Origin of the sequence: Pseudomonas sp. R37(2017) (genome assembly GCF_002113375.1) — a bacterium.
Lineage (GTDB): Bacteria > Pseudomonadota > Gammaproteobacteria > Pseudomonadales > Pseudomonadaceae > Aquipseudomonas.
Window position 1 is genome coordinate 259,574 of the sequence record NZ_NEHO01000007.1, and the last position, 21,989, is coordinate 281,562.

22 protein-coding genes, 1 tRNA gene and 1 pseudogene are annotated in these 21,989 nt (G+C 53.9%); 19 read left to right on the plus strand and 5 right to left on the minus strand.

Annotated features, from left to right (window positions below; genetic code table 11):
* Window positions 1–6: 6 nt before the first annotated feature.
* Entirely contained in the window at window positions 7–456 is a 450-nt protein-coding gene (locus tag CAG47_RS14400) for a hypothetical protein (protein ID WP_085725526.1), read from the minus strand.
* Between the two features lie 252 nt (window positions 457–708).
* On the opposite strand from CAG47_RS14400, the gene CAG47_RS14405 reads away from it, so the two are divergent.
* From CAG47_RS14405 to vapC, 6 genes are all read left to right on the plus strand, one after another.
* Complete coding sequence (locus tag CAG47_RS14405) at window positions 709–1,767, plus strand: YhcG family protein (RefSeq protein ID WP_085725527.1); 1,059 nt, start codon at window positions 709–711, stop codon at window positions 1,765–1,767.
* 68 nt (window positions 1,768–1,835) lie between these two features.
* A complete protein-coding gene (locus tag CAG47_RS14410; RefSeq protein ID WP_085725528.1) occupies window positions 1,836–2,810 on the plus strand; it encodes an alpha/beta fold hydrolase in 975 nt (324 codons plus the stop codon).
* 36 nt (window positions 2,811–2,846) lie between these two features.
* Window positions 2,847–3,263: a hypothetical protein gene (locus tag CAG47_RS14415; RefSeq protein ID WP_085725529.1), complete on the plus strand. Its 417-nt coding sequence runs from the start codon at window positions 2,847–2,849 to the stop codon at window positions 3,261–3,263.
* A 6-nt stretch (window positions 3,264–3,269) separates the two neighbouring features.
* Window positions 3,270–3,725, plus strand: coding sequence for a hypothetical protein (locus CAG47_RS14420; RefSeq protein ID WP_085725530.1), 456 nt, complete (start codon window positions 3,270–3,272; stop codon window positions 3,723–3,725).
* Window positions 3,726–3,893: 168 nt separating this feature from the next.
* A complete protein-coding gene (gene vapB / locus CAG47_RS14425; protein ID WP_085725531.1) occupies window positions 3,894–4,124 on the plus strand; it encodes a type II toxin-antitoxin system VapB family antitoxin in 231 nt (76 codons plus the stop codon).
* A complete protein-coding gene (gene vapC / locus CAG47_RS14430; RefSeq protein ID WP_085725532.1) occupies window positions 4,124–4,531 on the plus strand; it encodes a tRNA(fMet)-specific endonuclease VapC in 408 nt (135 codons plus the stop codon). The genes vapB and vapC overlap by 1 nt, the downstream gene beginning before the upstream one ends.
* A 76-nt stretch (window positions 4,532–4,607) precedes the next feature.
* Here vapC and gabP read toward each other — a convergent pair whose 3' ends face one another.
* The gene (gene gabP / locus CAG47_RS14435; protein WP_085725533.1) at window positions 4,608–5,999 is read right to left on the minus strand and encodes a GABA permease; all 1,392 of its coding nucleotides are present in this window, start codon (window positions 5,997–5,999) and stop codon (window positions 4,608–4,610) included.
* Window positions 6,000–6,562: 563 nt separating this feature from the next.
* On the opposite strand from gabP, the gene CAG47_RS14440 reads away from it, so the two are divergent.
* The 10 genes from CAG47_RS14440 (at window position 6,563) to CAG47_RS28045 (ending at window position 16,981) form a co-directional block, all read left to right on the plus strand.
* Window positions 6,563–7,336, plus strand: a complete 774-nt coding sequence (locus CAG47_RS14440) for an ABC transporter ATP-binding protein (RefSeq protein WP_085725534.1) — start codon at window positions 6,563–6,565, stop codon at window positions 7,334–7,336.
* Between the two features lie 13 nt (window positions 7,337–7,349).
* Entirely contained in the window at window positions 7,350–8,096 is a 747-nt protein-coding gene (locus tag CAG47_RS14445) for an ABC transporter substrate-binding protein (RefSeq protein ID WP_085725535.1), read from the plus strand.
* Window positions 8,097–8,174: 78 nt separating this feature from the next.
* Window positions 8,175–8,867, plus strand: a complete 693-nt coding sequence (locus tag CAG47_RS14450; protein ID WP_085725536.1) for an ABC transporter permease — start codon at window positions 8,175–8,177, stop codon at window positions 8,865–8,867.
* On the plus strand, window positions 8,867–9,556 hold the full coding sequence (locus CAG47_RS14455) for an ABC transporter permease (protein WP_085725537.1): 690 nt from the start codon (window positions 8,867–8,869) through the stop codon (window positions 9,554–9,556). Before CAG47_RS14450 ends, CAG47_RS14455 begins: the two co-directional genes overlap by 1 nt.
* Complete coding sequence (locus CAG47_RS14460) at window positions 9,537–10,766, plus strand: methyltransferase (RefSeq protein ID WP_085725538.1); 1,230 nt, start codon at window positions 9,537–9,539, stop codon at window positions 10,764–10,766. The genes CAG47_RS14455 and CAG47_RS14460 overlap by 20 nt, the downstream gene beginning before the upstream one ends.
* Window positions 10,767–11,109: 343 nt before the next feature.
* On the plus strand, window positions 11,110–11,934 hold the full coding sequence (locus CAG47_RS14465) for an FkbM family methyltransferase (protein WP_085725539.1): 825 nt from the start codon (window positions 11,110–11,112) through the stop codon (window positions 11,932–11,934).
* Window positions 11,935–12,012: 78 nt separating this feature from the next.
* Window positions 12,013–12,088 (plus strand) — tRNA-Thr (locus tag CAG47_RS14470).
* 164 nt (window positions 12,089–12,252) lie between these two features.
* Window positions 12,253–13,581, plus strand: coding sequence for an integrase arm-type DNA-binding domain-containing protein (locus CAG47_RS14475; protein ID WP_085725540.1), 1,329 nt, complete (start codon window positions 12,253–12,255; stop codon window positions 13,579–13,581).
* Between the two features lie 1,143 nt (window positions 13,582–14,724).
* Window positions 14,725–16,092: a dGTP triphosphohydrolase gene (gene dgt / locus CAG47_RS14485; protein WP_085725541.1), complete on the plus strand. Its 1,368-nt coding sequence runs from the start codon at window positions 14,725–14,727 to the stop codon at window positions 16,090–16,092.
* Window positions 16,093–16,207: 115 nt separating this feature from the next.
* Entirely contained in the window at window positions 16,208–16,981 is a 774-nt protein-coding gene (locus CAG47_RS28045; protein WP_143515852.1) for a nucleotidyltransferase domain-containing protein, read from the plus strand.
* A gap of 329 nt (window positions 16,982–17,310) precedes the next feature.
* On the opposite strand, the gene CAG47_RS14490 is transcribed toward CAG47_RS28045, so the two are convergent.
* Window positions 17,311–17,781 (minus strand): GNAT family N-acetyltransferase, encoded by a 471-nt coding sequence (locus CAG47_RS14490; protein WP_085725542.1) that lies wholly within the window; start codon window positions 17,779–17,781, stop codon window positions 17,311–17,313.
* Between the two features lie 78 nt (window positions 17,782–17,859).
* Complete coding sequence (locus CAG47_RS28050) at window positions 17,860–18,951, minus strand: hypothetical protein (protein ID WP_143515853.1); 1,092 nt, start codon at window positions 18,949–18,951, stop codon at window positions 17,860–17,862.
* 23 nt (window positions 18,952–18,974) lie between these two features.
* Between CAG47_RS28050 and CAG47_RS14500 the strand changes: the two genes are divergently transcribed.
* Window positions 18,975–19,388 (plus strand): ASCH domain-containing protein, encoded by a 414-nt coding sequence (locus tag CAG47_RS14500; RefSeq protein ID WP_085725544.1) that lies wholly within the window; start codon window positions 18,975–18,977, stop codon window positions 19,386–19,388.
* A complete protein-coding gene (locus CAG47_RS14505; RefSeq protein ID WP_085725545.1) occupies window positions 19,389–19,940 on the plus strand; it encodes an AAA family ATPase in 552 nt (183 codons plus the stop codon).
* A 4-nt stretch (window positions 19,941–19,944) separates the two neighbouring features.
* Here CAG47_RS14505 and CAG47_RS14510 read toward each other — a convergent pair.
* Window positions 19,945–20,199 (minus strand): annotated as a pseudogene (locus CAG47_RS14510) (Presumed portal vertex protein); the annotation flags it as partial.
* Window positions 20,200–20,823: 624 nt separating this feature from the next.
* On the opposite strand from CAG47_RS14510, the gene CAG47_RS14515 reads away from it, so the two are divergent.
* Complete coding sequence (locus CAG47_RS14515; RefSeq protein WP_085725546.1) at window positions 20,824–21,813, plus strand: Abi family protein; 990 nt, start codon at window positions 20,824–20,826, stop codon at window positions 21,811–21,813.
* Window positions 21,814–21,989 lie beyond the last annotated feature (176 nt).

Consider the following 21,989-nt stretch of genomic DNA (forward strand, 5'->3'; position numbering starts at 1 on the left):
CTCTCGTTAAGTCGCGTCATTCCAGTGAAAAACCAGGTTGCGGGCTGCGCCACTGCCGACATTGGCAACGTCCTGCCGTGTTTCACCGTTGCGCGTCGCAATCACCGTGTATTTACCGGCGGGCAGCTTCACGTAAACCAGCGGACCGGCGTCATTGAGCGCCAGCACGGTTTGCCCCGGGGCTTTCTGGATAACCACTTTCACGTCAGGAATGTATTCATTTTGCGTCCCGACAGAGAACGTCATGTGCAGGTTGTAGCCGGTGGTCCGCTGGATGGCCCTGGACTCATCCTCGCCGATACCGCCGGACAAGTAGGCGATGCCGTTTTGCTCCTGGCTTTGTACCTGTACGCCAGAGTTGTCGATTGGATCAAGGCTGGTGGCGGGCGACATCGATGGAAACATCAACACGCCGACAGCGGTGAGTGGCAACAGAAGTGAATGGAGGTACTTCATGATGACGACTCCCGGGTTCTACAGAACCCAATCGTTACACTTTTTGGATTTCCGATCGCAGAGAGGCGTTTAGATTGATTTGGTCTGAGTACGAAACGTACTACGCCATTTATTCCTCGCCCCTCGCCTGCCCTCCGACACGTCCTGCCAGCAAACCGGGTATTTCCTGCCTGTTTTTCAGTAACTCCCGGCAGCCTCGTAGAGGACTCGCTTGTCATTCTTTTCGCTGTTCAACCTGCGGCGGAAGAGATCATGACGGACCTCACACCCAACGACATTCACGACCCCTATCTGGCATCGCTGCTCGATAGCCTTGGAAAATTGATCCATCAGGCGCGCCAGAAGGTGCTTCGGGCGGTCGATACCGTTCAGGTGCAAACCTGTTGGCAGATCGGGCGACATATTGTCGAGTTCGAGCAGGGAGGGGCTCGGCGGGCGAGGTATGGCAAAGAGTTACTGCCGACTTTGGCCAAAGTGCTGACTGCGCAATTCGGCAAGGGATTTGACGCTTCCAACCTTCGGTACATGCGTCTGTTCTATCGAGCCTTTCCAATTCGTGACGCACTGCGTCACGAATTGAGCTGGACCCACTACCGCCGCCTGCTTCGGGTCGACAACGACAGCGCTCGCCTCTGGTACATGAACGAATCAGCCACCCAGAACTGGTCAAGCCGCGCCCTGGAACGCCAGATCAATACGTTGTACTACGAACGCCTGCTGGCAAGCCGCGATCGCAACAGCGTCAAGCAGGAGGCCGCCACCAACATTCAAAACATGAAGGCCAGCCCTCGGGATTTCATCCGTGATCCGGTAGTACTGGAGTTTCTTGGCTTGCCCAATGCCGGCAAACTTCAGGAGAGCGAAATCGAACAAGCACTGATCGAACAACTGCAGGGTTTCTTGCTGGAGCTGGGAAAGGGCTTTGCGTTCATTGCCCGCCAACAACGCATCAGCACCGACAGCAAAGACTTCTACATCGACCTGGTGTTCTACAACTACTTGCTCAAGTGCTTCGTCATCTTCGATATCAAGCGCGGTGAACTGACCCACCAGGATGTGGGGCAGATGGACATGTACGTGCGCATGTACGACGACCTCAAACGCGGCGAGGAAGACGGCCCAACCGTCGGCATCATTCTCTGTGCACAAAAGGATGAATCCGTGGTGCGTTACTCAGTGCTTGAAGGCAACGAGCAGCTGTTCGCCAGCAAGTACAAGCTCGTCCTGCCGAGTGAAGAGGAACTGCGTAACGAACTGGATCGGGAACGGGCGGCACTTGAAGAACGATTGCTCGATCAACCACTGCATTGAGGCCAATGGATTGTTCATCAACGGCATCAAGACTATTGTTGGCAGCTACCCGCAAAGGTCCGACGCTGATGAGTCTGCAGGAAACGCCTTCACTCGTCCCCACTCAAATCGAGTTGCCATTGCAACGCGTTGCGTGCGATGAGCCGTTCAAGGAAACCGCTGCAGACGGCTTTGTCCTCGGTGGCTTCACCTGGCGCCACCCCGCCAGGGACGCCGCTCGTCCGGTCGTTATCATCAATGCCGCCACCTCTGTCCGTTGTCGCCATTACTCGCGCTTCGCCGACTATCTGTTCGACCATGGCTTCGATGTCGTCACCTATGACTACCGCGGCATCGGCGAGTCGAGGCCGGCATCGCTCAAAGGCCTCAAGGCTTCATGGACCGATTGGGGAGCGCTGGATTTCGAGGCGATGCTCAAGCGTGTACAGCGGGAGTTCGCCGGGCAGCCTATCGATGTGGTCGGTCACAGCTTTGGCGGCTGCGCAGCGGGGCTGGGGGCGTCCGGGCACCTAATTCGGCGCCTGGTGACGGTCGGTGCGCAATTCGCCTACTGGCGCGACTATGCGCCGGCCCATCGCTGGCGCATGTTCGCCAAGTGGCATGTGCTGATGCCACTGGTGACGATGGTCTGTGGCTACTTTCCGGGCAAACGCCTTGGCTGGCTGGAAGACACGCCCGCTGGCGTGGTCCGTGACTGGAGCCTCTCCACTGCACGTTACGAAAATCGCTCCAGCGGCCGCGCGATCAGCACGACCTCCGGGCAGATGCCCTTTGCCAGGGTCACCGCGCAAACCCTGGCCATCAGCATCAGCGACGATCCCTACGGCACTGTCCCGGCCATTGAACGCCTGCTCGGCTACTTCACCGGCAGTACAAACGCGCACCTGCGTATCCACCCCGAAGACATCGGCGAAGAAGAAGTCGGACATTTCGCCTTTTTTCGCAGCCCATACCAAGCCACACTATGGCCCATTGCATTGGCCTGGCTGCGACACGGCGAACTGGCCCCCGATACCCCCGGGCGGCGAATGCCACGCAGCTAGCCCATTTACCCTTTCAACGAATACGGAACGACGCCCATGGCTTCCGCCAACAAGCAGCAGAAACGCGCCTCCCGCGCCAAGGCCAAAGCCAAGCAGAACCGCACCCAGCGGGCTGCCGCGCCGGTTGAACCGGACCCGAACGATGATCGCATCGACTTCGAGTCGGTGGACCTGACCGAAATGTTCAAGAAAATGATCGACGCCGAAAAGATCAGCCAGCAAGCCATGTGCACGGCCTTCCTTGAAGACCCTTTGCTGGAACTGGTGTACGAGCAGGAAGGCGAAGAAGGCGCGATGGACTTCATCCTCGCCGCGCTGATCGAATATCGCCAGTGGTCCACCGAAACCGACGAGGCGGGCGCCCTGGCGTGGATCGAATCGCCAGCCTTCCAGACTGACTACGTGGCAGCGTCCGACGCCATTGCCGCGCAATCCCAACAGAAACCGAACTGAGTTCCCATGGCCTCCCTGAACAAGCAACAGAAACGCGCCAGGCGCGCAAAAGCCAAAGCCAAGCAGATCAATATCCACGGCAGAAAACCCGCCGCACTGGACAATGATGAACTCGGCCACCTCGCCGAACCGATCCCGGAATACACCCTGGCGATGTTCAGCAAAATGCGTGACGCGGAAGCCGTCAGCCGCAGCGAAATGCTCTCGGTGCTGCTGACGAACCTCGCCTTTATCATCGTCGACCATCCAGAACTGCTGGACATGGAAAACGCCGAAGACGAAGGCATGGCCGCGACTCACCTGGCCGCCGACATGCTCATCGACTACCGCATGTGGGCCGACGGCATGGACCGCGACGCCGCCCAGGCATGGCTGAGCGAGCCACAGTTCATTGCTGACTTCGGCACTGCGCTGGATGCCTACCGCGAGTCGCAGGAAGCACCGCAGGAAAAAACCGAGTAAGGGTTACGACTCAAAAAAACGGCCGCTTGTCATCACTGGCAGCGGCCGTTTTTTGGCTCTGATTCGGGCATTTTCCTTCCATCAGGCATCACGTATATCCCGTTGACATATCCAGCGTAAGCCCTATCCTTTGGACTCATCAAGCCAGCAAACGCGCAGGAGGTCCAAATGGAACAGACAACCCTTTTCATGAGCAATCGAAGCCAGGCCGTTCGCCTGCCGAAAGCTGTAGCCATGCCAGGCGACGTGAAACGAGTCGATGTCATCGCCGTCGGCAGAACACGCATCATCACGCCTGCCGGTGAAACCTGGGACAGTTGGTTTGAAGGCGAAAGCGTCACCGCAGACTTCATGAGCGACCGCGAGCAACCCGCCGATCAGGAACGTGAGTCGTTCTGATGATCAAGTACATGCTGGACACCAATATCTGCATCTTCACCATCAAGAACAAACCACAGGTGGTACGGGAGGCATTCAACCGTCATAACGGCCAGCTGTGCATCAGTTCGGTAACGTTGATGGAGCTGATTTACGGCGCGGAAAAATCAGCAGCCCCCGAAAAAAACCTGGCGGTCATCGAAGGCTTCGCCGCCCGGCTTGAGGTCCTGCCCTTCGACAACGAAGCAGCAGCGCACAGCGCAATGATTCGATCCGAACTGGCAAAGGCCGGCACACCCATAGGCCCGTACGACCAAATGATTGCCGGGCACGCACGCTCACGCGGTTTTATCGTGGTCACCAACAACCTGCGGGAGTTTGAGCGCGTTCCAGGACTACGTGTAGAAGACTGGGTTCATATCGACTGAACACAGACAATCGACAGAAACAAAAACGGCCGCGTGTCATCACTGACAGCGGCCGTTTTGCGTTACGCGGTATGGATCAGTTCAGCACCACCGCGCCGCGCTTTTCCAGATTGCGACGACGCGACACCAGCAAGCCGGCCGCTACTACCAGGGCACTGAGCAAGCCGGTCGCGAGGATTTCCACACGGTGGGCATCCTGGAACAGCATGATGGTCAGCGCCGCGATGATGAACAGGATCACCGCATAGGTCAGGCCCGGGAACAGCCACATGCTGAAGGCGATTTTCTCCCCGCGCGCCATACGCTGCTTACGCATGCGCAGTTGCGAAAACGCAATCACCAGGTACACCAGCAGTGCGATGGCACCGGAGCTGGCCAGCAGGAATTCGAACACGGCAGCCGGGGCCACGTAGTTGGCGAATGTTGCCAGGAACGCAGCGCCAGTGGACAACATCACTGCCCAGTATGGCGTGCCACTTTTGTTGGTACGCGTGGACATCGCTGGCGCATCGCCGCGCTTGCCCAGGGAAAACATCATGCGCGACGACGTGTAGAGCGCCGAGTTCAGGCAACTGGTCACGGCAACCAGTACCACAATGTCGACGATCAACTTGGCGTTCGGGATGCCCATGCGCTCAAGTACGGTCTGGTAGGAGCCAACGCTGGCCAGGATCGGATCGTTCCATGGCACCAGGGCCACAACGATGAAGATCGACACGAGGTAGAACAAGCCGATCCGCCAGATCACCGAATTGGTGGCCTTGGAGATCTGTTTGCCCGGGTCCTTCGATTCCGCGGCCGCGATGGTCACGATCTCGGTGCCCATGAAGGAAAACATGGTGGTCAGGATCGCACCCAGCACCGCGCCCATGCCGTTTGGCAGGAAGCCCTGGGTATCGAACAGGTGCGAAACGCCGCTGACCTGGCTGGTCGGCAGGAAGCCGAAGATCGCCAGAACGCCCAGAACAATGAAACCAATGATTGCCACAACCTTCATCAGGGCGAACCAGAACTCGAACTCACCGTAGTTTTTTACGCTGAACAGGTTGGTCGCGGTCAGCAACATCGTGATGACCAGAGCGAAGGCCCAGATGTCCACGCCAGGGAACCAGGCATGCAGGATGGTCGCGGCGGCGTTGGCTTCCAGTGGAATCACCAGCACCCAGAACCACCAGTACAGCCAGCCGATGGTGAAACCGGCCCAGTGACCGATCGCACGGTCGGCATAAGTCGAAAACGAACCAGTGTCCGGCGAGGCAACGGCCATTTCGCCGAGCATGCGCATTACCAACACCACCAACATACCGGCGGCGGCGTAAGCCAACAGCACAGCCGGACCTGCAGCGGCGATGGCGTGTCCCGAACCGACGAACAAACCGGCGCCGATAACCCCGGCAATCGACAGCATGGTCACGTGGCGCGGTTTGAGCCCCTGTTCGAGGCCATTAGAGCTTTGGGTACTGCTCATTGAAACTACCTTTGTAAGGAGAAGCGAATGCGTGCATCCCGTTCGGCATCCTTCTCGTAAAAAGAAGCCAACGGGGCGTTCTGGATTCTGCACGCAATAATTGCGCCAAAATGTTTCAGAACCCTCTAGACCGGTGATCTCGTCTCGACCGGACAGTCATCGCAACCCATTGAATTTAATGGCACTTTGCCAGAGCGTTACCCTGCGACCCACATTGCGGGGCAAATCCGCGCACCGGAAACACACCTGAAAATGGCTCCGCGCACATTAAAAGTGCACAAGCAGTGCATTTGGCCGGATAGCGCTTCCAACACCCTGCCAAAGCTGGCAACATCGCGCCTTTTTTTGCGACAGCCACCGCGCTTTTCATCGACAGGCAAGGTTCAAACGGCTGTTCGGTTGTTGATGGGGCGACAGTCTGCTGCGCCGATGCGACAACCTGCCACACGCCAGCCGTTTACCGCCCGTAGCGCTGTTGGCTGCCATTGAAACGCTATGCTAGGTTGGCCGCCTCGCCAGGAAGGCCGCCAACAGCAGGAGCGCAACATATATGAGGAACGCACATGGCTGAGGCCACGCCCGCGCTTGAAATCCGCAACTTGCACAAACGCTACGGTTCGCTGGAGGTGCTCAAAGGCATCTCGCTGACCGCCCGCGACGGCGACGTGATCTCGATCCTGGGTTCTTCCGGCTCCGGCAAGTCCACGTTCCTGCGTTGCATCAACCTGCTGGAAAACCCGCACCAGGGTCAGATCCTGGTCGCCGGCGAAGAACTCAAGCTCAAGGCCGCGAAGAACGGTGAACTGGTTGCCGCCGACGGCAAGCAGATCAATCGCCTGCGCAGCGAAATCGGTTTTGTGTTTCAAAACTTTAACCTATGGCCGCACATGAGCGTGCTCGACAACATCATCGAAGCCCCGCGCCGCGTGCTCGGCCAGAGCAAGGCCGAAGCCATCGAAATCGCCGAAGCCCTGCTGGCCAAGGTCGGCATCGCCGACAAGCGCCATGCCTACCCGGCGCAGTTGTCCGGTGGCCAGCAACAACGGGCAGCCATCGCCCGCACCCTGGCCATGCAGCCCAAGGTCATCCTGTTCGACGAGCCCACCTCGGCGCTTGACCCGGAAATGGTCCAGGAAGTACTTAATGTCATCCGCGCACTGGCCGAAGAAGGCCGCACCATGCTGCTCGTGACCCACGAAATGAGCTTCGCTCGTCAGGTCTCCAGCGAAGTGGTGTTCCTTCACCAGGGCCTTGTAGAAGAGCAAGGATCGCCACAGCAGGTGTTTGAAAACCCGCTTTCGGCGCGCTGCAAACAATTCATGTCCAGCAACCGCTAACGGAGCTAACCACATGCAGAACTACAAAAAGGTCTTCCTGGCCGCCGCCGTCACCCTGGCGTTCAGCGCCGGTGCCATGGCCGAAACCCTGAAGATGGGCATCGAAGCGGCTTATCCGCCGTTCAACAATAAAGATGCCAGTGGCAATGTCGTCGGCTTCGACAAAGAAATCGGCGACGCCCTGTGCGCCAAGATGAAAGTCGAGTGCACCGTCGTGACCTCCGACTGGGACGGCATCATCCCGGCCCTGAACGCGAAGAAGTTCGACTTCCTGATCTCCTCGATGTCGATCACCGACGAGCGCAAGCAAGCAGTGGACTTCACCGACCCGTACTACTCCAACAAGCTGCAGTTCATCGCCAGGAAAGATGTCGACTTCAAAACCGACGAGGCCTCTCTGAAAGGCAAAGTGATCGGCGCCCAACGTGCGACCCTCGCCGGTACCTGGATGGAAGACCACATGCCTGGCGTTGAAGTGAAGCTCTACGACACCCAGGAAAACGCCTACCTCGACCTGACCGCCGGACGCGTCGACGGCATCCTGGCCGACAAGTACGTCAACTACGAGTGGCTGAAAAGCGACGCCGGCAAGTCCTACGAATTCAAGGGCGAGCCTGTGGAAGAAAGCGACAAGATCGGTATTGCCGTGCGCAAGAAGGACCCGATCCGCGAGAAGCTGAACACCGCGCTGAAAGAAATCGTGGCTGACGGCACCTACAAGAAAATCAACGACAAGTACTTCCCGTTCAGCATCTACTGATTCTGACCTGCCGGACCGGCACCCTCCTCGGACGGTGCCGGTCCCCGGCCTTGCCTGCCGCGATTTGAAAAGAAATCCATGATTATCGACCTCTACGGATTCGGCCCGGCGCTCGCCGCTGGCGCGCTGATGACTGTGAAACTGGCACTCTCGGCCCTGTGCCTGGGGCTGGTGCTCGGTCTGCTCGGCGCCTTGGCCAAGACTTCCCCGTACAAGCCGCTGCAATGGCTTGGCGGCACTTACTCGACCCTGGTTCGTGGTATCCCGGAATTGCTCTGGGTGCTGTTGATCTACTTCGGCACAGTCAATTTGATGCGGGCCCTGGGCGAGTTTTTCGGCAACCCTGATCTCGAACTCAGCGCCTTCGCCGCCGGTGTGATTGCGCTGGGCCTGTGCTTCGGCGCCTACGCCACGGAAGTGTTTCGCGGCGCGATCCTCGCCATCCCCAAAGGCCATCGTGAAGCCGGCATGGCCCTGGGCCTGTCGAAATGGCGCATCTTCACCAGGTTGATCATGCCGCAGATGTGGCGCATCGCCCTGCCCGGCCTGGGCAACCTGTTCATGATCCTGATGAAAGACACCGCGCTGGTGTCGGTGATCGGCCTGGAAGAAATCATGCGTCACGCGCAAATCGGCGTGACCGTCTCCAAACAGCCGTTCACCTTCTATATGGTGGCCGCGTTCATGTACCTGGGCCTGACAGTGCTGGCGATGACCGGCATGCACCTCCTGGAAAAACGCGCCGCTCGCGGCTTTGCGAGGAGCGCTTAATGAACTGGGAAGTCATCATCAAGTGGCTGCCGAAACTGGCCCAGGGCGCGACCCTGACCCTGGAACTGGTGGCCATCGCCGTGATCGCCGGTTTGCTGCTGGCCATTCCGCTGGGCATCGCCCGCTCGTCGCGCCTGTGGTGGGTGCGGGCATTTCCCTACGGCTACATCTTCTTTTTCCGTGGCACTCCGCTGCTGGTTCAACTGTTCCTGGTCTACTACGGCCTGGCACAGTTCGACGTGGTCCGTAACAGCTCGATGTGGCCGTACCTGCGCGATCCTTTCTGGTGCGCCACGGCGACCATGACTCTGCACACGGCGGCCTACATTGCGGAAATCCTGCGCGGCGCCATTCAGGCGATTCCACCGGGCGAGATCGAAGCGGCACGAGCGCTGGGCATGTCCAAACCCAAGGCGCTGTTCTTCATCATGCTGCCGCGTGCCGCGCGCATCGGCTTGCCGGCCTACAGCAACGAAGTGATCCTGATGCTCAAGGCCAGCGCCCTGGCCAGCACCGTGACGTTGCTGGAACTGACCGGCATGGCCCGCACCATCATTGCCCGGACCTACCTGCCGGTGGAGATCTTCTTCGCCGCGGGCATGTTCTACCTGGTGATGGCTTACGTGCTGGTGCGCGGCTTCAAGCTGCTGGAGCGCTGGTTGCGCGTCGATGCCTGCCAGGGGCGTTGAACCCAGCGTGTTGACGGGCGAGGCGCTGCTCGCCCGTTTCACCGCGCTGGATGCTTTTCTGACAGAGCATCAAGCCCTGTGGAAGCCTCGCCCGTTCACTCATCTGCGACTTCCCTGGGAAGCGTCCTACCCGGAATTAGCCTCATGGCTACGCGGGCGAACGCTGGACGACGCGGAAAACGCTCACAACCAACCCGCCCTTCTCAATGCACCGGAACCCTTTGCGTCCCTGGCAAAGATGTCGGTTGCCTTGAGTACTGTGGATGAATTGCCCCCACGCGTCATTGATGCAGCGAGGCATCGATTGAACGTCGATGTGCCGGGACGTAAATGGCAGCAGATCGAAGCCTTCTCCAGCCGATTGCAATTTTCCGAGGCGCCGCTGCATTGGCTGGACTGGTGCTCGGGCAAGGGCCATCTGGGGCGTCGCCTGCTGCAAACGGGGCAACAACTGACATGCCTGGAATACGACCCGGTCCTGGTCACCAGCGGCCAGGCGCTCAGCCAGCGTCATCACCTGCATGCCCTGCATATTGAACAGGACGTACTCGCAGCAGACGCCGCCTCTTTATTGAGTGAGCACCACACTCCCGTCGCGCTTCACGCCTGCGGTGATTTGCATGTGCGGCTGATTCAACTCGCCAGCGCCACAGGCTGTAAACAACTGGCCGTTGCGCCGTGCTGCTACAACCGGATCAGTCTTGCCCAATACTCGCCGATTTCCTCGGCGGCCAAAGGCTCCGGCTTGCAACTTTCCCTCGACGACCTTGCGCTGCCGATGAGCGAAACGGTCACCGCCGGCGCCCGCGTGCGACGACAACGCGACACCTCCATGGCCAGGCGCCTGGGTTTCGACTTGCTGCAACGGCAACTGCGTGGCCTGGACGAGTACCTGCCAACCCCGTCCCTGCCCAGTGCCTGGCTGGATAAATCTTTCGCCGATTACTGCCATCACCTGGCCGCACTCAAAGAGTTATCCACAATCGGCCCGCAAGATTGGCCAGCCCTGGAAGCCGCCGGCTGGCAGCGACTGGCCGAGGTGCGCAACCTGGAACTACTACGCGGACTTTTCCGACGTCCGCTGGAACTTTGGCTGGTGCTTGACCGGGCACTTTTCCTCGCCGAGCAGGGCTACAGCGTTCGTGTCGGCACCTTCTGCGAACCCTTGCTCACGCCGCGTAATTTCCTGCTCCTGGCCGAACGCGCTTAAACACACTCAACCTGTGGATAACTCTGTTGATGGAATTGTCATGGATCCAATATCCATGCCAGTTTCAGACGTAAATCCCTACTGTTCATTTTTTGAACAGGCACTAAAAAAACCGAAAAAACAGGCATTTGCGAACAAATGAGAACGGATCCACACTTTCGGCCTAAACCAGGTGCGCAGCCAATTGCAATGTGCATAAGCATTTAATGAAAACGACATAAATGCCTAATCCGGGACCACTGACGAGGGAAATTGCACCGCTGCACTTCTCTTGATATACACAAACGCCAGGGCGCCGGCAGCGCGACCACGAACAAGAACACTATTCCGACAGGATGCGCCAGTGACGTTCATTTCCTACGCACAGAATTTCGAAGACATCCGCCTGTGGCGCGCCCTCAAAACCGTCGAGAACGGCTTCTACATCGACGTCGGGGCGAACGACCCCACCCATGACTCGGTCACCAAGGCGTTCTACGACAACGGCTGGACCGGCATCAACGTCGAACCGATGCCCAACTACTTCGAAGCCCTGTGCCAGCAACGTCCCAAAGACACCAACCTGCAATGTGCAGCCGGGGAAAGCGCGGACGAACTGACCTTCTACGGCATCGCCGGCACCGGCCTCTCGACCCTCGACCCGGCCATGGCGAAAATGCACAAAGACGCCGGCATGGACGTGCGCAGCCAAACGATCAAGTCCCGCACACTGAGTTCCATCTGCGAAGAACACGCCGGTGACCGCGCCATCCACTTCCTGAAAATCGATGTCGAAGGCCACGAAGAAACCGTCCTGCGCGGCATGGACTTCAGCCAATGGCGGCCATGGGTGATCCTCATCGAAACCCCATGGGAGCGCGACCAGACCTGGGAACACCTGGTCATTGACGCCGGTTACCACTCGATCCTGTTCGACGGCATCAACACCTACTACCTCGCCGAAGAACACCTGAACCTCAAACCCGCCTTCGACATCCCGCCGTGCAACCTGGACGAGTTCCAGCTCTGCAAAGGCCACAAGTTCAGCCACCCCGTCAGCGACGCCGAACACCAACTCGCCGCCGCCCTGCAACGCGCCGAACAGGCCGAAGCACAGCTGCGCGCAATGCAGAACAGTCGAACCTGGCAAGCCATCCAGAAACTCAAGAAAACCCTGCTGCGCGCCTGACCCGAAGCTCGCGCAAAAATAGTCAGAATTCAGGGGTTTACAGAACTCATCCAATCGCTATAATCGTCGCCCTGACATGCCGGTATAGCTCAGATGGTAGAGCAACTGACTTGTAATCAGTAGGTCCCGGGTTCGATTCCTGGTGCCGGCACCACATTAGGCTCCATTACATTCCACCGAATGCTCTGGAAGCCCCGAAAACCCGCCCTTTGGCGGGTTTTTTCGTTCCAGGACCCTCCGTCGGGATCCAACAAAATCCCCCTTCCCCGAGGGTATGTTAGGGGTACTGCGATTTTCCGGTCAGGAGCGCGTACCCCTATGCCACGTCTAGCGATCCCCCTCAGCGACCTGCAATGCCGCACGGCCAAAACCCGCGAACGCGCCTACAAACTGTTCGACGGCGGCGGTATGTACCTTTTCGTCAAACCCAATGGCGTGAAGACCTGGCGCTTGAAGTACACCAAGCCCAGCGGCAAGGAAGGTACGCTCATCATCGGCAATTACCCCATCGTTACCCTTTCCGTCGCACGACGTAAGCGAGACGAAGCCAAGGCGTTGCTGCTAGACAACCTCGACCCAATGGAAGAAAAGAAAAAGGCCAAGATCGTAGCCCAGCGGGCGGCACTGCTTTTCGAAACCGTTGCCCTTGAGTGGCACGCTGATATGTCCCGTCGCTGGACCGAAGGCCACGCAAAAACCGTAATGAGCCGACTGCGCACCCATGTCTTCCCACTGATCGGCCAACGCCCCATTGCAGAACTCGATACCCACGACCTGCTAGAGATCACCCAGCGCATCAAGGAACGCGGCACCATGGATGTGGCGTTAAGGGTACAGAACTACTTATCCACCATCATGCGCGGTGCCAAAAGGGCTCGGCAGATCACCATGAATCCTGCACTGGATCTGGCAGGCTCGATTCACGCGCCGCGCACAATCCATCGCCCGGCCCTCTCCCTCAACCGCCTGCCCGAACTGCTACACCGTATCGACAACTACAACGGCCGCGAGCTGACGCGCCTCGCCGTCCTGTTGACGTTGCATGTATTCGTCCGCTCCAGCGAACTGCGTTTCGCTCGATGGAGTGAGTTCGACCTTCAACGCGCCATGTGGGAAATCCCCGATACCCGCGCACCGATTGAAGGGGTACGCAACTCCACACGCGGGACCAAAATGAACGGCGACATTCAAATGGTTCCGCTTTCGCCGCAGGTCATCGAAATACTGGAGCGCCTGCGCAGCCTCAGTCGTTTTTCAGAGTTAGTGCTACCGGGTGACCACAAGTACTGGAAGCCCATGTCCGAGAACACGGTGAACACCATGCTCCGCAACGTCGGCTATGACACCAGCAAGGACGTATGCGGCCACGGCTTCAGAACCATGGCCTGTAGCGCCCTGCTGGAGTCCGGGTTATGGACCGACGCAGCCATCGAACGGCAAATGAGCCACAAGGAACGCAACCGCGTGCGCGCCGCGTATATCCACAAAGCTGAATTTCTGGAGCAGCGTCGGCTGATTATGGCATGGTGGAGCAACTACATCGACGCTAACCGCCATGGGCATGTGACGCCCCACGAATTCGCTCACCCGGTCGGCGACAACATTACCGCCCTACAAAATAACCGTGGCGCATCCAAACATGGGTAAGCCAATGAGATCACCGCAGTCCGCCCTTCCACGCGGGTCCATCCAAGCGGGGCTGCGAAGCCGCCCTGCTTGGATGGACCTCATTTAAAAAATCTAAAGCCCACGCAAACTGTCTGTGGAAAACCACAGATTTCCACCGGTGGATAGTTTCATCCACAGCCGCAGAACTCCCGATATTTCTGGCCTTGACCCGAATTATCCACAGGCGTAGAAAAGATCGGGCAAAGCGCTGTCGTTGACAGCAACCCAGGTAGCCAGGACCTTTAAGGCTACGCCACACCGTGGTGGTTCTCCCAAAGTGCGATTAGCGTCCGGCGGCTCGCACGGTCACTCACCGAGTGATGGATGCCTACTTCAGATCATTGCCATTGCGGCAAATACATCCCCCTACCCAGCTGCCCTGCAGCAACCTTTCCGCTTGGCCATTTCACAGCGCCAACCTGCGCCCGTCTCTTTCTACCGGAAAGAGACGGGCGCTCCTAACACTGCTGCAGCCCAGCTCGTACAAGGCTTTGCGGCATTCCCCCTCGTGACAATCGGCGTGACAAACACCGAAGCCACCAGCAACAGCGATGCAGATGATGGTGCCGCGGCCTAAGGAATGGACTGCACCTGGCTGACAGTCAGGCACGCCCCGGTCATCGCATCGCTGCCTTCACCCGACTCAGGATCTCGCGGCATTGGTCTCGTCAACCAGTGCAGCCTCCACCCGCCCACTTCTTCGGAAGTGTTCAGGAGGCCAGATCATGAGATGCCCAAGCTCCCGGCCCTAAGGAGCCGCCAGTCCCGCGTTAGTGGACAACCCTCACAGGTCGCAGGGGCCTTGATCCCTGATAACACTCAACATTCTTGGCGGGATGAGGTGGAGGGTAGGTAAGGCGCTTTGGGGCACATGGGGGCAGTAGACTTGGATAGAGCATTTTGCTAGCGTCGATGAGAAATGACGACTTGACGACTGAGCAATCGGTATTTGAGGAACACCAATTTACGAAAACTTCGAAAGCTAGCCAACGACACTCAAAATGACCAAAAACCCCGTACTAGAGGAGTATTCTTACTCAATAAGGACACCGTAATTCGGGGAAGCCTACAATAAACTTACGACAGTGCAATGCACATCATATTTCAAAAGTGAGGGAACACATGTATAGCTGGGAAACATTATTAAATCAAACCAGGCGAAAAGAGCTACACGGATCAAAAGAATCAATCGGTACAGGGGTAGGGAGAACTGAATTCGAGCGGGATTATGATCGGATACTTTTTGCGACTCCAACCCGAAGGCTTGCAGACAAAACTCAAGTGTTCCCGATGGAGGAGAACGACTCAGTCAGGACTAGGCTTACCCATTCATTTGAGGTAAGTAACCTAGCACGAAGCATAGGAGTAAGACTTGCATTTGAGTATGAAGAAAAAGTATTCGGAAAAAATCATGAAGCTCTACAAGTAAAGAGGAACATACCTTCACTACTTGCCGCCGTGGGGTTAGCCCACGACTTAGGAAACCCCCCATTCGGCCACCAAGGTGAACTAGCAATACAGCAATGGTTTACAGAAAAAAAAGAGACACTTTCTATTTCTGACGACTTTCTTAAGTTCGACGGAAACGCCCAAACATTCCGGCTTTTAACGCGCCTCCAACTACTAAACGATCAATTCGGGCTAAATTTAACCGTAGGGACTTTAGCAGCACTAATCAAATATCCTAGCGTTTATGGATCGACCAATAAAGGCGGATTCAAAAAACACGGAATATTTAAAAGCGAAGAAGCGATAATAAATGAGGTCTGGTCGCAAACCGGACTAGTTGAGGGCATTCGGCACCCTCTTGCCTACGTAATGGAAGCTTGCGATGACATTGCTTATTCAGTGATTGATGCGGAAGACACCGTTAAAAAAGGATATGCTTCTTTTTATGATCTTATGGACTACCTTGAAAGCTATGACAGTGCAGATGAGGTAATTCAGGGTGTAGTGAGCGCCGCAAGAAAGAAAAACACGGAATTCAAGCGTGAAGAATTAAGCTCGCGTGAGTTAAATGATATATCCATGCAGATGTTTAGAGTCAAAGCCATTTCCGAAATGGTGGCGTCGGCAACTGCCGTTTTCGTTGAAAACATTGATAAAATACTGTCAGGAACTATCGAACCAGGCTTCGAACTCATAAAAAACTCAAGCTGCGCAAGGCTATGTGCAGCAACGAAGAAGTTTGACTATAGCCATGGATTCCAGCATAAAGACGTCTTGAAGCTAGAACTACAAGGCAGCAACTACATTAAAAGCATGATGAACATGCTTTGGAATGCGGTAGAAAAAGAAGGAAACCCTGACTTTCCATTTGAACGTTATGTATTTGGCGAAATCTCGGAAAATTACAGAAGGATTTATATGACTTCCGACAAGTCAACATATGCAAAATGCCAACTGGTTTGCGACGCATTATCAGGGATGACAGAGTCCTACCTGATGAAAAAACATACCGAATTTAACGCTCTAAAAAATGTCACTTAAATTAAAGCCAGTTGTTACTTTCGACAATCTCAGGCGTAGAGTCGAGCGGCTATTCACATCTCCAAAACGGCGCGCTCATACGAGCGCGCAGCTACGGCTAGAGTTACAGGATAACGTGAGCGTTCCAAAAAAACGTATCCGGACGCGCAGGGAAATAGCAGTATTCATTAATAGTATTTCTGACACCCTAAAATTTGGCGATGTGTACTTGTTCGGAGGTGTGCTTCGAGATCTAGCATTGGCAGGTCGAAGTGGTTTCAACTCCGATATAGATCTAGTCGTGGATGGGGACTGGGAAAGTTGCGAAAATCTGCTCCTATCCTTAAATTCATATAAAAATAAGTTTGGTGGATACCGGCTAGAAGTAAACGGTTGGCCGATCGATATATGGCGCGCAGAAAATACTTGGGCCATCACCGAAGGCTTAGTTAATTATGAGAATATAGCCTCACTAACAAAAACCACGGTACTCAATTGGGACGCCATATTGATGAACTGGCGCACCCACGAATTTATTTGTCAAAAAAACTACCTAAAGGACTTAAAAGAAAGAGCCATGGACATCGTACTTGAAGCCAATCCAAATCCACTTGGAATGGCCGTTCGGGTGTTTAGGCATTTATGCGCAAAGGACGCCAAAAGCATAACTCCCGCTGTAGCGGAATATTTGGCAAACTGCACACTGACGTACTCTCTGCCCACCATAAAAAACAGCGAATTTCTAAGTTACGGAAATTCACTTATTGAACCGACAATATACAAACTATTTGAAAAATTAAAACATTACGAGCACTTAGACATACATACAAGATTTAGAACCGCAAGTGAAAATCTTAGAAAACAGGGCGCCTCACTTACGTTTCAACAACTAGAATTGGAGCTAATATAAAAATTGCGAGTTACTAAGATCCATTATTTTAATAAAGTTTCAGTTGCCATAACGCAAAGCAATGTAGTCCGCCTAAATGCACTTGGTGATGGTTTTTTATTGGACATACAATATTAATTAAGACGGTAACTGATTATGCAACGAATAATATATTGAGGATCTGTAACAGAAAACTGAGAACGGAGGATAGGCTTTAGAGCGGAGAGCGGAGAGCGGAGAGCGGAGAGCGGAGAGCGGAGAGCGGAGAGCGGAGTTTAAAAATCACATTACGACAAAATTTGATCAGTGAAACTGCTGCGCACGAAGAGATCCATACGCAGCAGGAAAATTTAGCCAACTCTATAAATATTCTCTTTTTTACCAGGACGGTACATACCCTGAACGGAATCTGAAAGTTCGAAGCCAAATTTACTCAGCGTGGGAAACAACTCGGCATCACGCTCTTCAGAAACGGTAATCAATGTATCTGATCCGCCAAGGGTAGAGATACTACGATCCATTAAATCATAAGCTAGCCCCCTACCCCGGAAACTAGGAACAACATAGAAGGTGCAAATTTTACGCTCAGCGGCTGTCTTCTTGAGCAATGACAAACCCACAATCTGGTCGTCGACGCATGCTAGCAAAACTTCACGCATTCCGAGTCTAGCTTCTGGTTGAAACTTAAAAAACAACCATTCCTTAAAATTTGGATAAAGCGGCGCCACATCACTTAGAAGGTAAGCGACTTTTCTAAAATCACCACCAGAAGCATGTAAGTAAGCAAAGCTTACTTGTGGTTGGATTTTTAGCGCAGTCATGGTTTTCCCCAGCCATGGTCTATATTATCGGGCATTATAGCTAAACCATTCAACTAAAGCAAGTTGAACAGATCTATTCTATTGGATATGTACAATTATAAGATTGCGTAAAAAAAGGCTGAACGCATTAAATTTTGGTCCTAACCAGTCGACTAAGAAATCACCCAAAATTCCTCCAAAGGCACCGAGAAGTAGCGCGAACAAAATAAACCAAATGAATGTATAAGTCGTAACGGTAATCTTACCAAACTTGGCAAAAGCGTTGAACTTCTCAATTCTTAGATTGGCATTAATCTTGAGCTTCTCCTTATCTACCGATTCACGCCAATGATAGATGAGCATTTGCTTAGGCAAGATGACTTTCTTTTCATCAAAGGAGGTAAGGTAGTCACTCCATAGCTCCTTTTCAAGTAAACGACAGCGATGAAAATTGGCATGTGCTTGCTTGAATTCCGAATCTACTTCTCTGATTAAGAAAAAATGAATATTTTTTATACCAGCCCCTAGATGGTTCTCGGTCCCTAGAAGATTTTTGGATTGTATAATTCCCGGAAGATCTCTGACCTCGTTGATTCGAAAGTCGACAATCTCCGTAGATTCTAGTCTACTAAGAATAAAACTATCGCTATGCTTATAACTCTGAGAAATTTCCTTTCTAGCTTCAACTCGGTCCATGTTTATTCTAAAGCGAAAATATCCTGGCAGTTCATCTGCGTCTTGGGAGACGCTATGATGCATTGATGCGAGAGGAAATGAAAGAATGGATCCCTCAGCGATATCAATGATAGATACATTCCCGCTTTGAGGACCCAAAGCAATTTGCTTATGAATACGAAGAACCCCATCACCTTCAAACTCAATATCGACAGAAGTATTGGAACTAGTCTTCGTAGATAGTTGCCTAGCATTAAAGATGGTTTGAATCAAATCGGTGCGAGAACATATAAGCTCCCCCAACCCCGGAATATACTGATCTGATGTAATCTTGAATGGGAAGTATATATTAATTACGGCATCAAAACTTAAACTTACGAACCTTACCCCTATATCGAGGTAATTGAACTCATGAATAGTATTTTGATTTAACAACCAATAATTAATATGCAAATCGATTTCAGGGACTTTTCCCGACGTGTTACCATCGATCCAAAATGCTAAACTCTTGGCCACTACAACCTCACAGGATAGATTTTGTGAAGAAAATTCTTATCAGCATAAAACCGGAATACGCGTCTAAAATTTATGACGGTGAAAAAACGGTGGAGCTACGAAAACGGATAGGAAAAGATTTCCAGAGAGGCTGTAAATTATACATCTACTCTTCATCTCCAGTAAAAATGTTGACCGGTGAAGCTGAGATCGGAGAAATTCTTTGCGCATCTCCAGAACAAATAAAAAAACAGCTTTTCGCTATTGCTGGCATAACACACGCGGCATTCGATGAATATTTCAAGGGCAGCCCGAAAGGATATGCGATTTTTCTAAAAAATGTTAGAGAATACGAAAAAAAAATCCCTCTACCAGTGCTTCGCGCCAAAGGCATAACCCCTCCTCAGTCTTTCAGCTATCTTAATGAAGAACACGCTTCACTCATGAGGGGGTATTGAATGCATATCGGAATTTTTGGCCTCTCGGGCTCGGGTAAAACCACACTTACCAGGCGCCTAGCTGCAATGCACACCGACTATACTAGCACATCAGCATCACACCTGCTACGTATACGTGGCCGGACTACCACTCTTAGGGAGCTAGCAGCAAAACATCTACCAGCCAATCAAGATGTACTCGTTGAAGAATACCGTCAGCTTAGGGAAATAACAAAAAACACAATAATAGAGCTACATGCAGTTATTGAAACTTCTGATTCACTTTATTGGGTACCTGCCAGCACTCTGAAAAACCTCGAGCTAGACAGAATATTTTTTCTAAAAACCGACCCGAATGAAATATCTAAACGCCGCGAACAAGATAAAGACAAGGAACGGGTACATCGATCCGGCGCTCAACTTTTTCGCCTACAAGAAGATACAATTATTTATTTGAAACAAATTTATGGCGAGCAACGTATACAGCTAGTTGAGGAGAGATATGCATTTCACACGATTCATGATTTCTGTCTAGCTGATGGCGCATCGCCCAGATCTGGGCCGCTTCCTTGATCTATCCGAACCCACCCGCGTTTTGCAGCACGATGACCATCATCTGCGGCGGTATCTGCAGGCCGGCCAGCATGTCGTCGCGGCTGATGTTCTTGATCGAACCGAACTCATCCTTCGCCGCTACCTCATTGACAGGTATCAGCTGAAGACCGTCTTTCTTTCCACCTAGTGCGTACATGAAGATGTTACGGAAATTGCCCGGTCCCTTCGCTGGCTTCAGCGCCGACCGCAAGGCAGCAACGTCGGTTTCGTTCTGAGCCGTAACCAGAGCAACCGAATGAGCAGTTCAAGCAACTCGTCAACATCCAGCGTGTATTACCAGAGCATGCATCACAAGAGCAAATAGAAGCTGTTGATCATCGGGTTATTCGAATGCACGAGGTGGATTGCAAGCCTCTGCGTAAGAAATGCCGCCTCGCTGACCTTCACCACATTGCCGGTATTCCGGCCAGGGGCGCAGCCCTTTTACGTCCCCACTTCGATTCCACCGAAAGCCATAACTAGCTGATTTATTAATAGTTACTAGTAGGGGTACGCCAAATTTTCCACCGAATTCCAGACCCGCAGAAAACCTGGCCTCGCCTAAGGCTACCGTTCGTTTGGTGCCGCACCATACAAAACAAAGCCCCCGCAGAAATGCAGGGGCTTTGTTGTTTCCGGGGTTGGGAAACTTTCCTGGAAGCGGCCAGATTGCTGCGACAAGACCAGCACTGTCTCAAGACCAAACATTGCCCACGCGCCTCCCCGTTACAACTTCACATCAGCGCGACGTTGACGGGCTCTTACACCTACCTATAATGCACCCCAACACACCCGCCAAGCCTAGGTTGACCCAGTCAGCAAGCTCAAATCGTGCGGGTTTTTTTTGCCCGGAGAAAACTACATGAGGCCCTTCGACAAGCCGGCCCTCAGCGTAGAACAGCAATTGGAACTGCTAAAGCAACGAGGCCTGCACGTCGCCAACGACGATCGGGCTATGCGCTTTCTTGAAGTGGTCACGCTGTTTCGCCCGAGCCCCTACATGCGCCCCTTCCAGGAGCCAGGCCCTGAGCATACCTTCAAGCCCGGTAGCACTCTGAAAGCAGTCGTCGACATCTACCGATTCGATGGTTCGTTGCGCCGCATGACCATGGACGCCATAGAACGTATCGAAGTCGCCATACGCGCGACCATCAGCAATCACATGTGCCCCAAGTATGGGCCTGACTGGATAGCTGACGCGTCAATCTTCTCCTCGTCATATTCACATTCCGATCTACTGCGCCCTCTGCGAGATCAGCTGAGCAAGGAACGGAACAAACTTGGACGCGAGATTGATCGCATAAAAAAGAGTCGTCAGGCCGATAGCGTCCAGAAACAGCGGATTGAAAACCGCATGCGCGATAACTATTTTCGATTCTACGGGTCGACTTATGCCCATCCTGAATTGCCACCCGCTTGGGCTGTTCTGGAAGAACTCAGCCTCGGAACGGTATCTACCCTCTTCAATGCCATAGGCAAAAGCGTCGACAAGAAAGCGATCGCCAGCAGATTCAATCTGCCCTTCGAAGTACTGGCCTCTTGGCTCCACACCCTGACCTTCATTCGAAACTGCTGCGCCCACCACTCACGACTATGGAACCGAGAACTTTCGATTCGACCATCCTTACCCAAAGAATGGATCATCCCAAATGCGCCTGTCGACTGGCCTCAACCCAAGCAGCGGCTATACATCGTATTGACCATGCTGGCTTATCTAACCGACTTGATCAGTCCAGACAGCCAGTGGAAATTTCGCCTGGCCGAAATCATGGATCAGCAGGAACCGGGTTACTTGAGACTCATGGGATTTCCAAATGATTGGAAACGTCTGCAGCAATGGTATTTGGAGTAAGGAAGTCAGAAATAAACCACGATTGGTTTCCTGCTCGATCACTCAAGCCAAAAACCGTGGTCTGTTCCCATCGAGTCGATGAACTCCCTCACCCGGTCGGCAAAAACATTACCGCCCTACAAAATAGTCGTGGCGTATCCAAGCGGGCTACAAAGCCGCCCTGCCTGGACGGACCT

Coding starts and splice junctions, on each gene's coding strand:
- CAG47_RS14400 (WP_085725526.1), bottom strand. CDS start 456: ATGAAGTACCTCCATTCACTTCTGTTGCCACTCACCGCTGTCGGCGTG.
- CAG47_RS14405 (WP_085725527.1), top strand. CDS start 709: ATGACGGACCTCACACCCAACGACATTCACGACCCCTATCTGGCATCG.
- CAG47_RS14410 (WP_085725528.1), top strand. CDS start 1,836: ATGAGTCTGCAGGAAACGCCTTCACTCGTCCCCACTCAAATCGAGTTG.
- CAG47_RS14415 (WP_085725529.1), top strand. CDS start 2,847: ATGGCTTCCGCCAACAAGCAGCAGAAACGCGCCTCCCGCGCCAAGGCC.
- CAG47_RS14420 (WP_085725530.1), top strand. CDS start 3,270: ATGGCCTCCCTGAACAAGCAACAGAAACGCGCCAGGCGCGCAAAAGCC.
- vapB (WP_085725531.1), top strand. CDS start 3,894: ATGGAACAGACAACCCTTTTCATGAGCAATCGAAGCCAGGCCGTTCGC.
- vapC (WP_085725532.1), top strand. CDS start 4,124: ATGATCAAGTACATGCTGGACACCAATATCTGCATCTTCACCATCAAG.
- gabP (WP_085725533.1), bottom strand. CDS start 5,999: ATGAGCAGTACCCAAAGCTCTAATGGCCTCGAACAGGGGCTCAAACCG.
- CAG47_RS14440 (WP_085725534.1), top strand. CDS start 6,563: ATGGCTGAGGCCACGCCCGCGCTTGAAATCCGCAACTTGCACAAACGC.
- CAG47_RS14445 (WP_085725535.1), top strand. CDS start 7,350: ATGCAGAACTACAAAAAGGTCTTCCTGGCCGCCGCCGTCACCCTGGCG.
- CAG47_RS14450 (WP_085725536.1), top strand. CDS start 8,175: ATGATTATCGACCTCTACGGATTCGGCCCGGCGCTCGCCGCTGGCGCG.
- CAG47_RS14455 (WP_085725537.1), top strand. CDS start 8,867: ATGAACTGGGAAGTCATCATCAAGTGGCTGCCGAAACTGGCCCAGGGC.
- CAG47_RS14460 (WP_085725538.1), top strand. CDS start 9,537: ATGCCTGCCAGGGGCGTTGAACCCAGCGTGTTGACGGGCGAGGCGCTG.
- CAG47_RS14475 (WP_085725540.1), top strand. CDS start 12,253: ATGCCACGTCTAGCGATCCCCCTCAGCGACCTGCAATGCCGCACGGCC.
- dgt (WP_085725541.1), top strand. CDS start 14,725: ATGTATAGCTGGGAAACATTATTAAATCAAACCAGGCGAAAAGAGCTA.
- CAG47_RS14490 (WP_085725542.1), bottom strand. CDS start 17,781: ATGACTGCGCTAAAAATCCAACCACAAGTAAGCTTTGCTTACTTACAT.
- CAG47_RS14505 (WP_085725545.1), top strand. CDS start 19,389: ATGCATATCGGAATTTTTGGCCTCTCGGGCTCGGGTAAAACCACACTT.
- CAG47_RS14515 (WP_085725546.1), top strand. CDS start 20,824: ATGAGGCCCTTCGACAAGCCGGCCCTCAGCGTAGAACAGCAATTGGAA.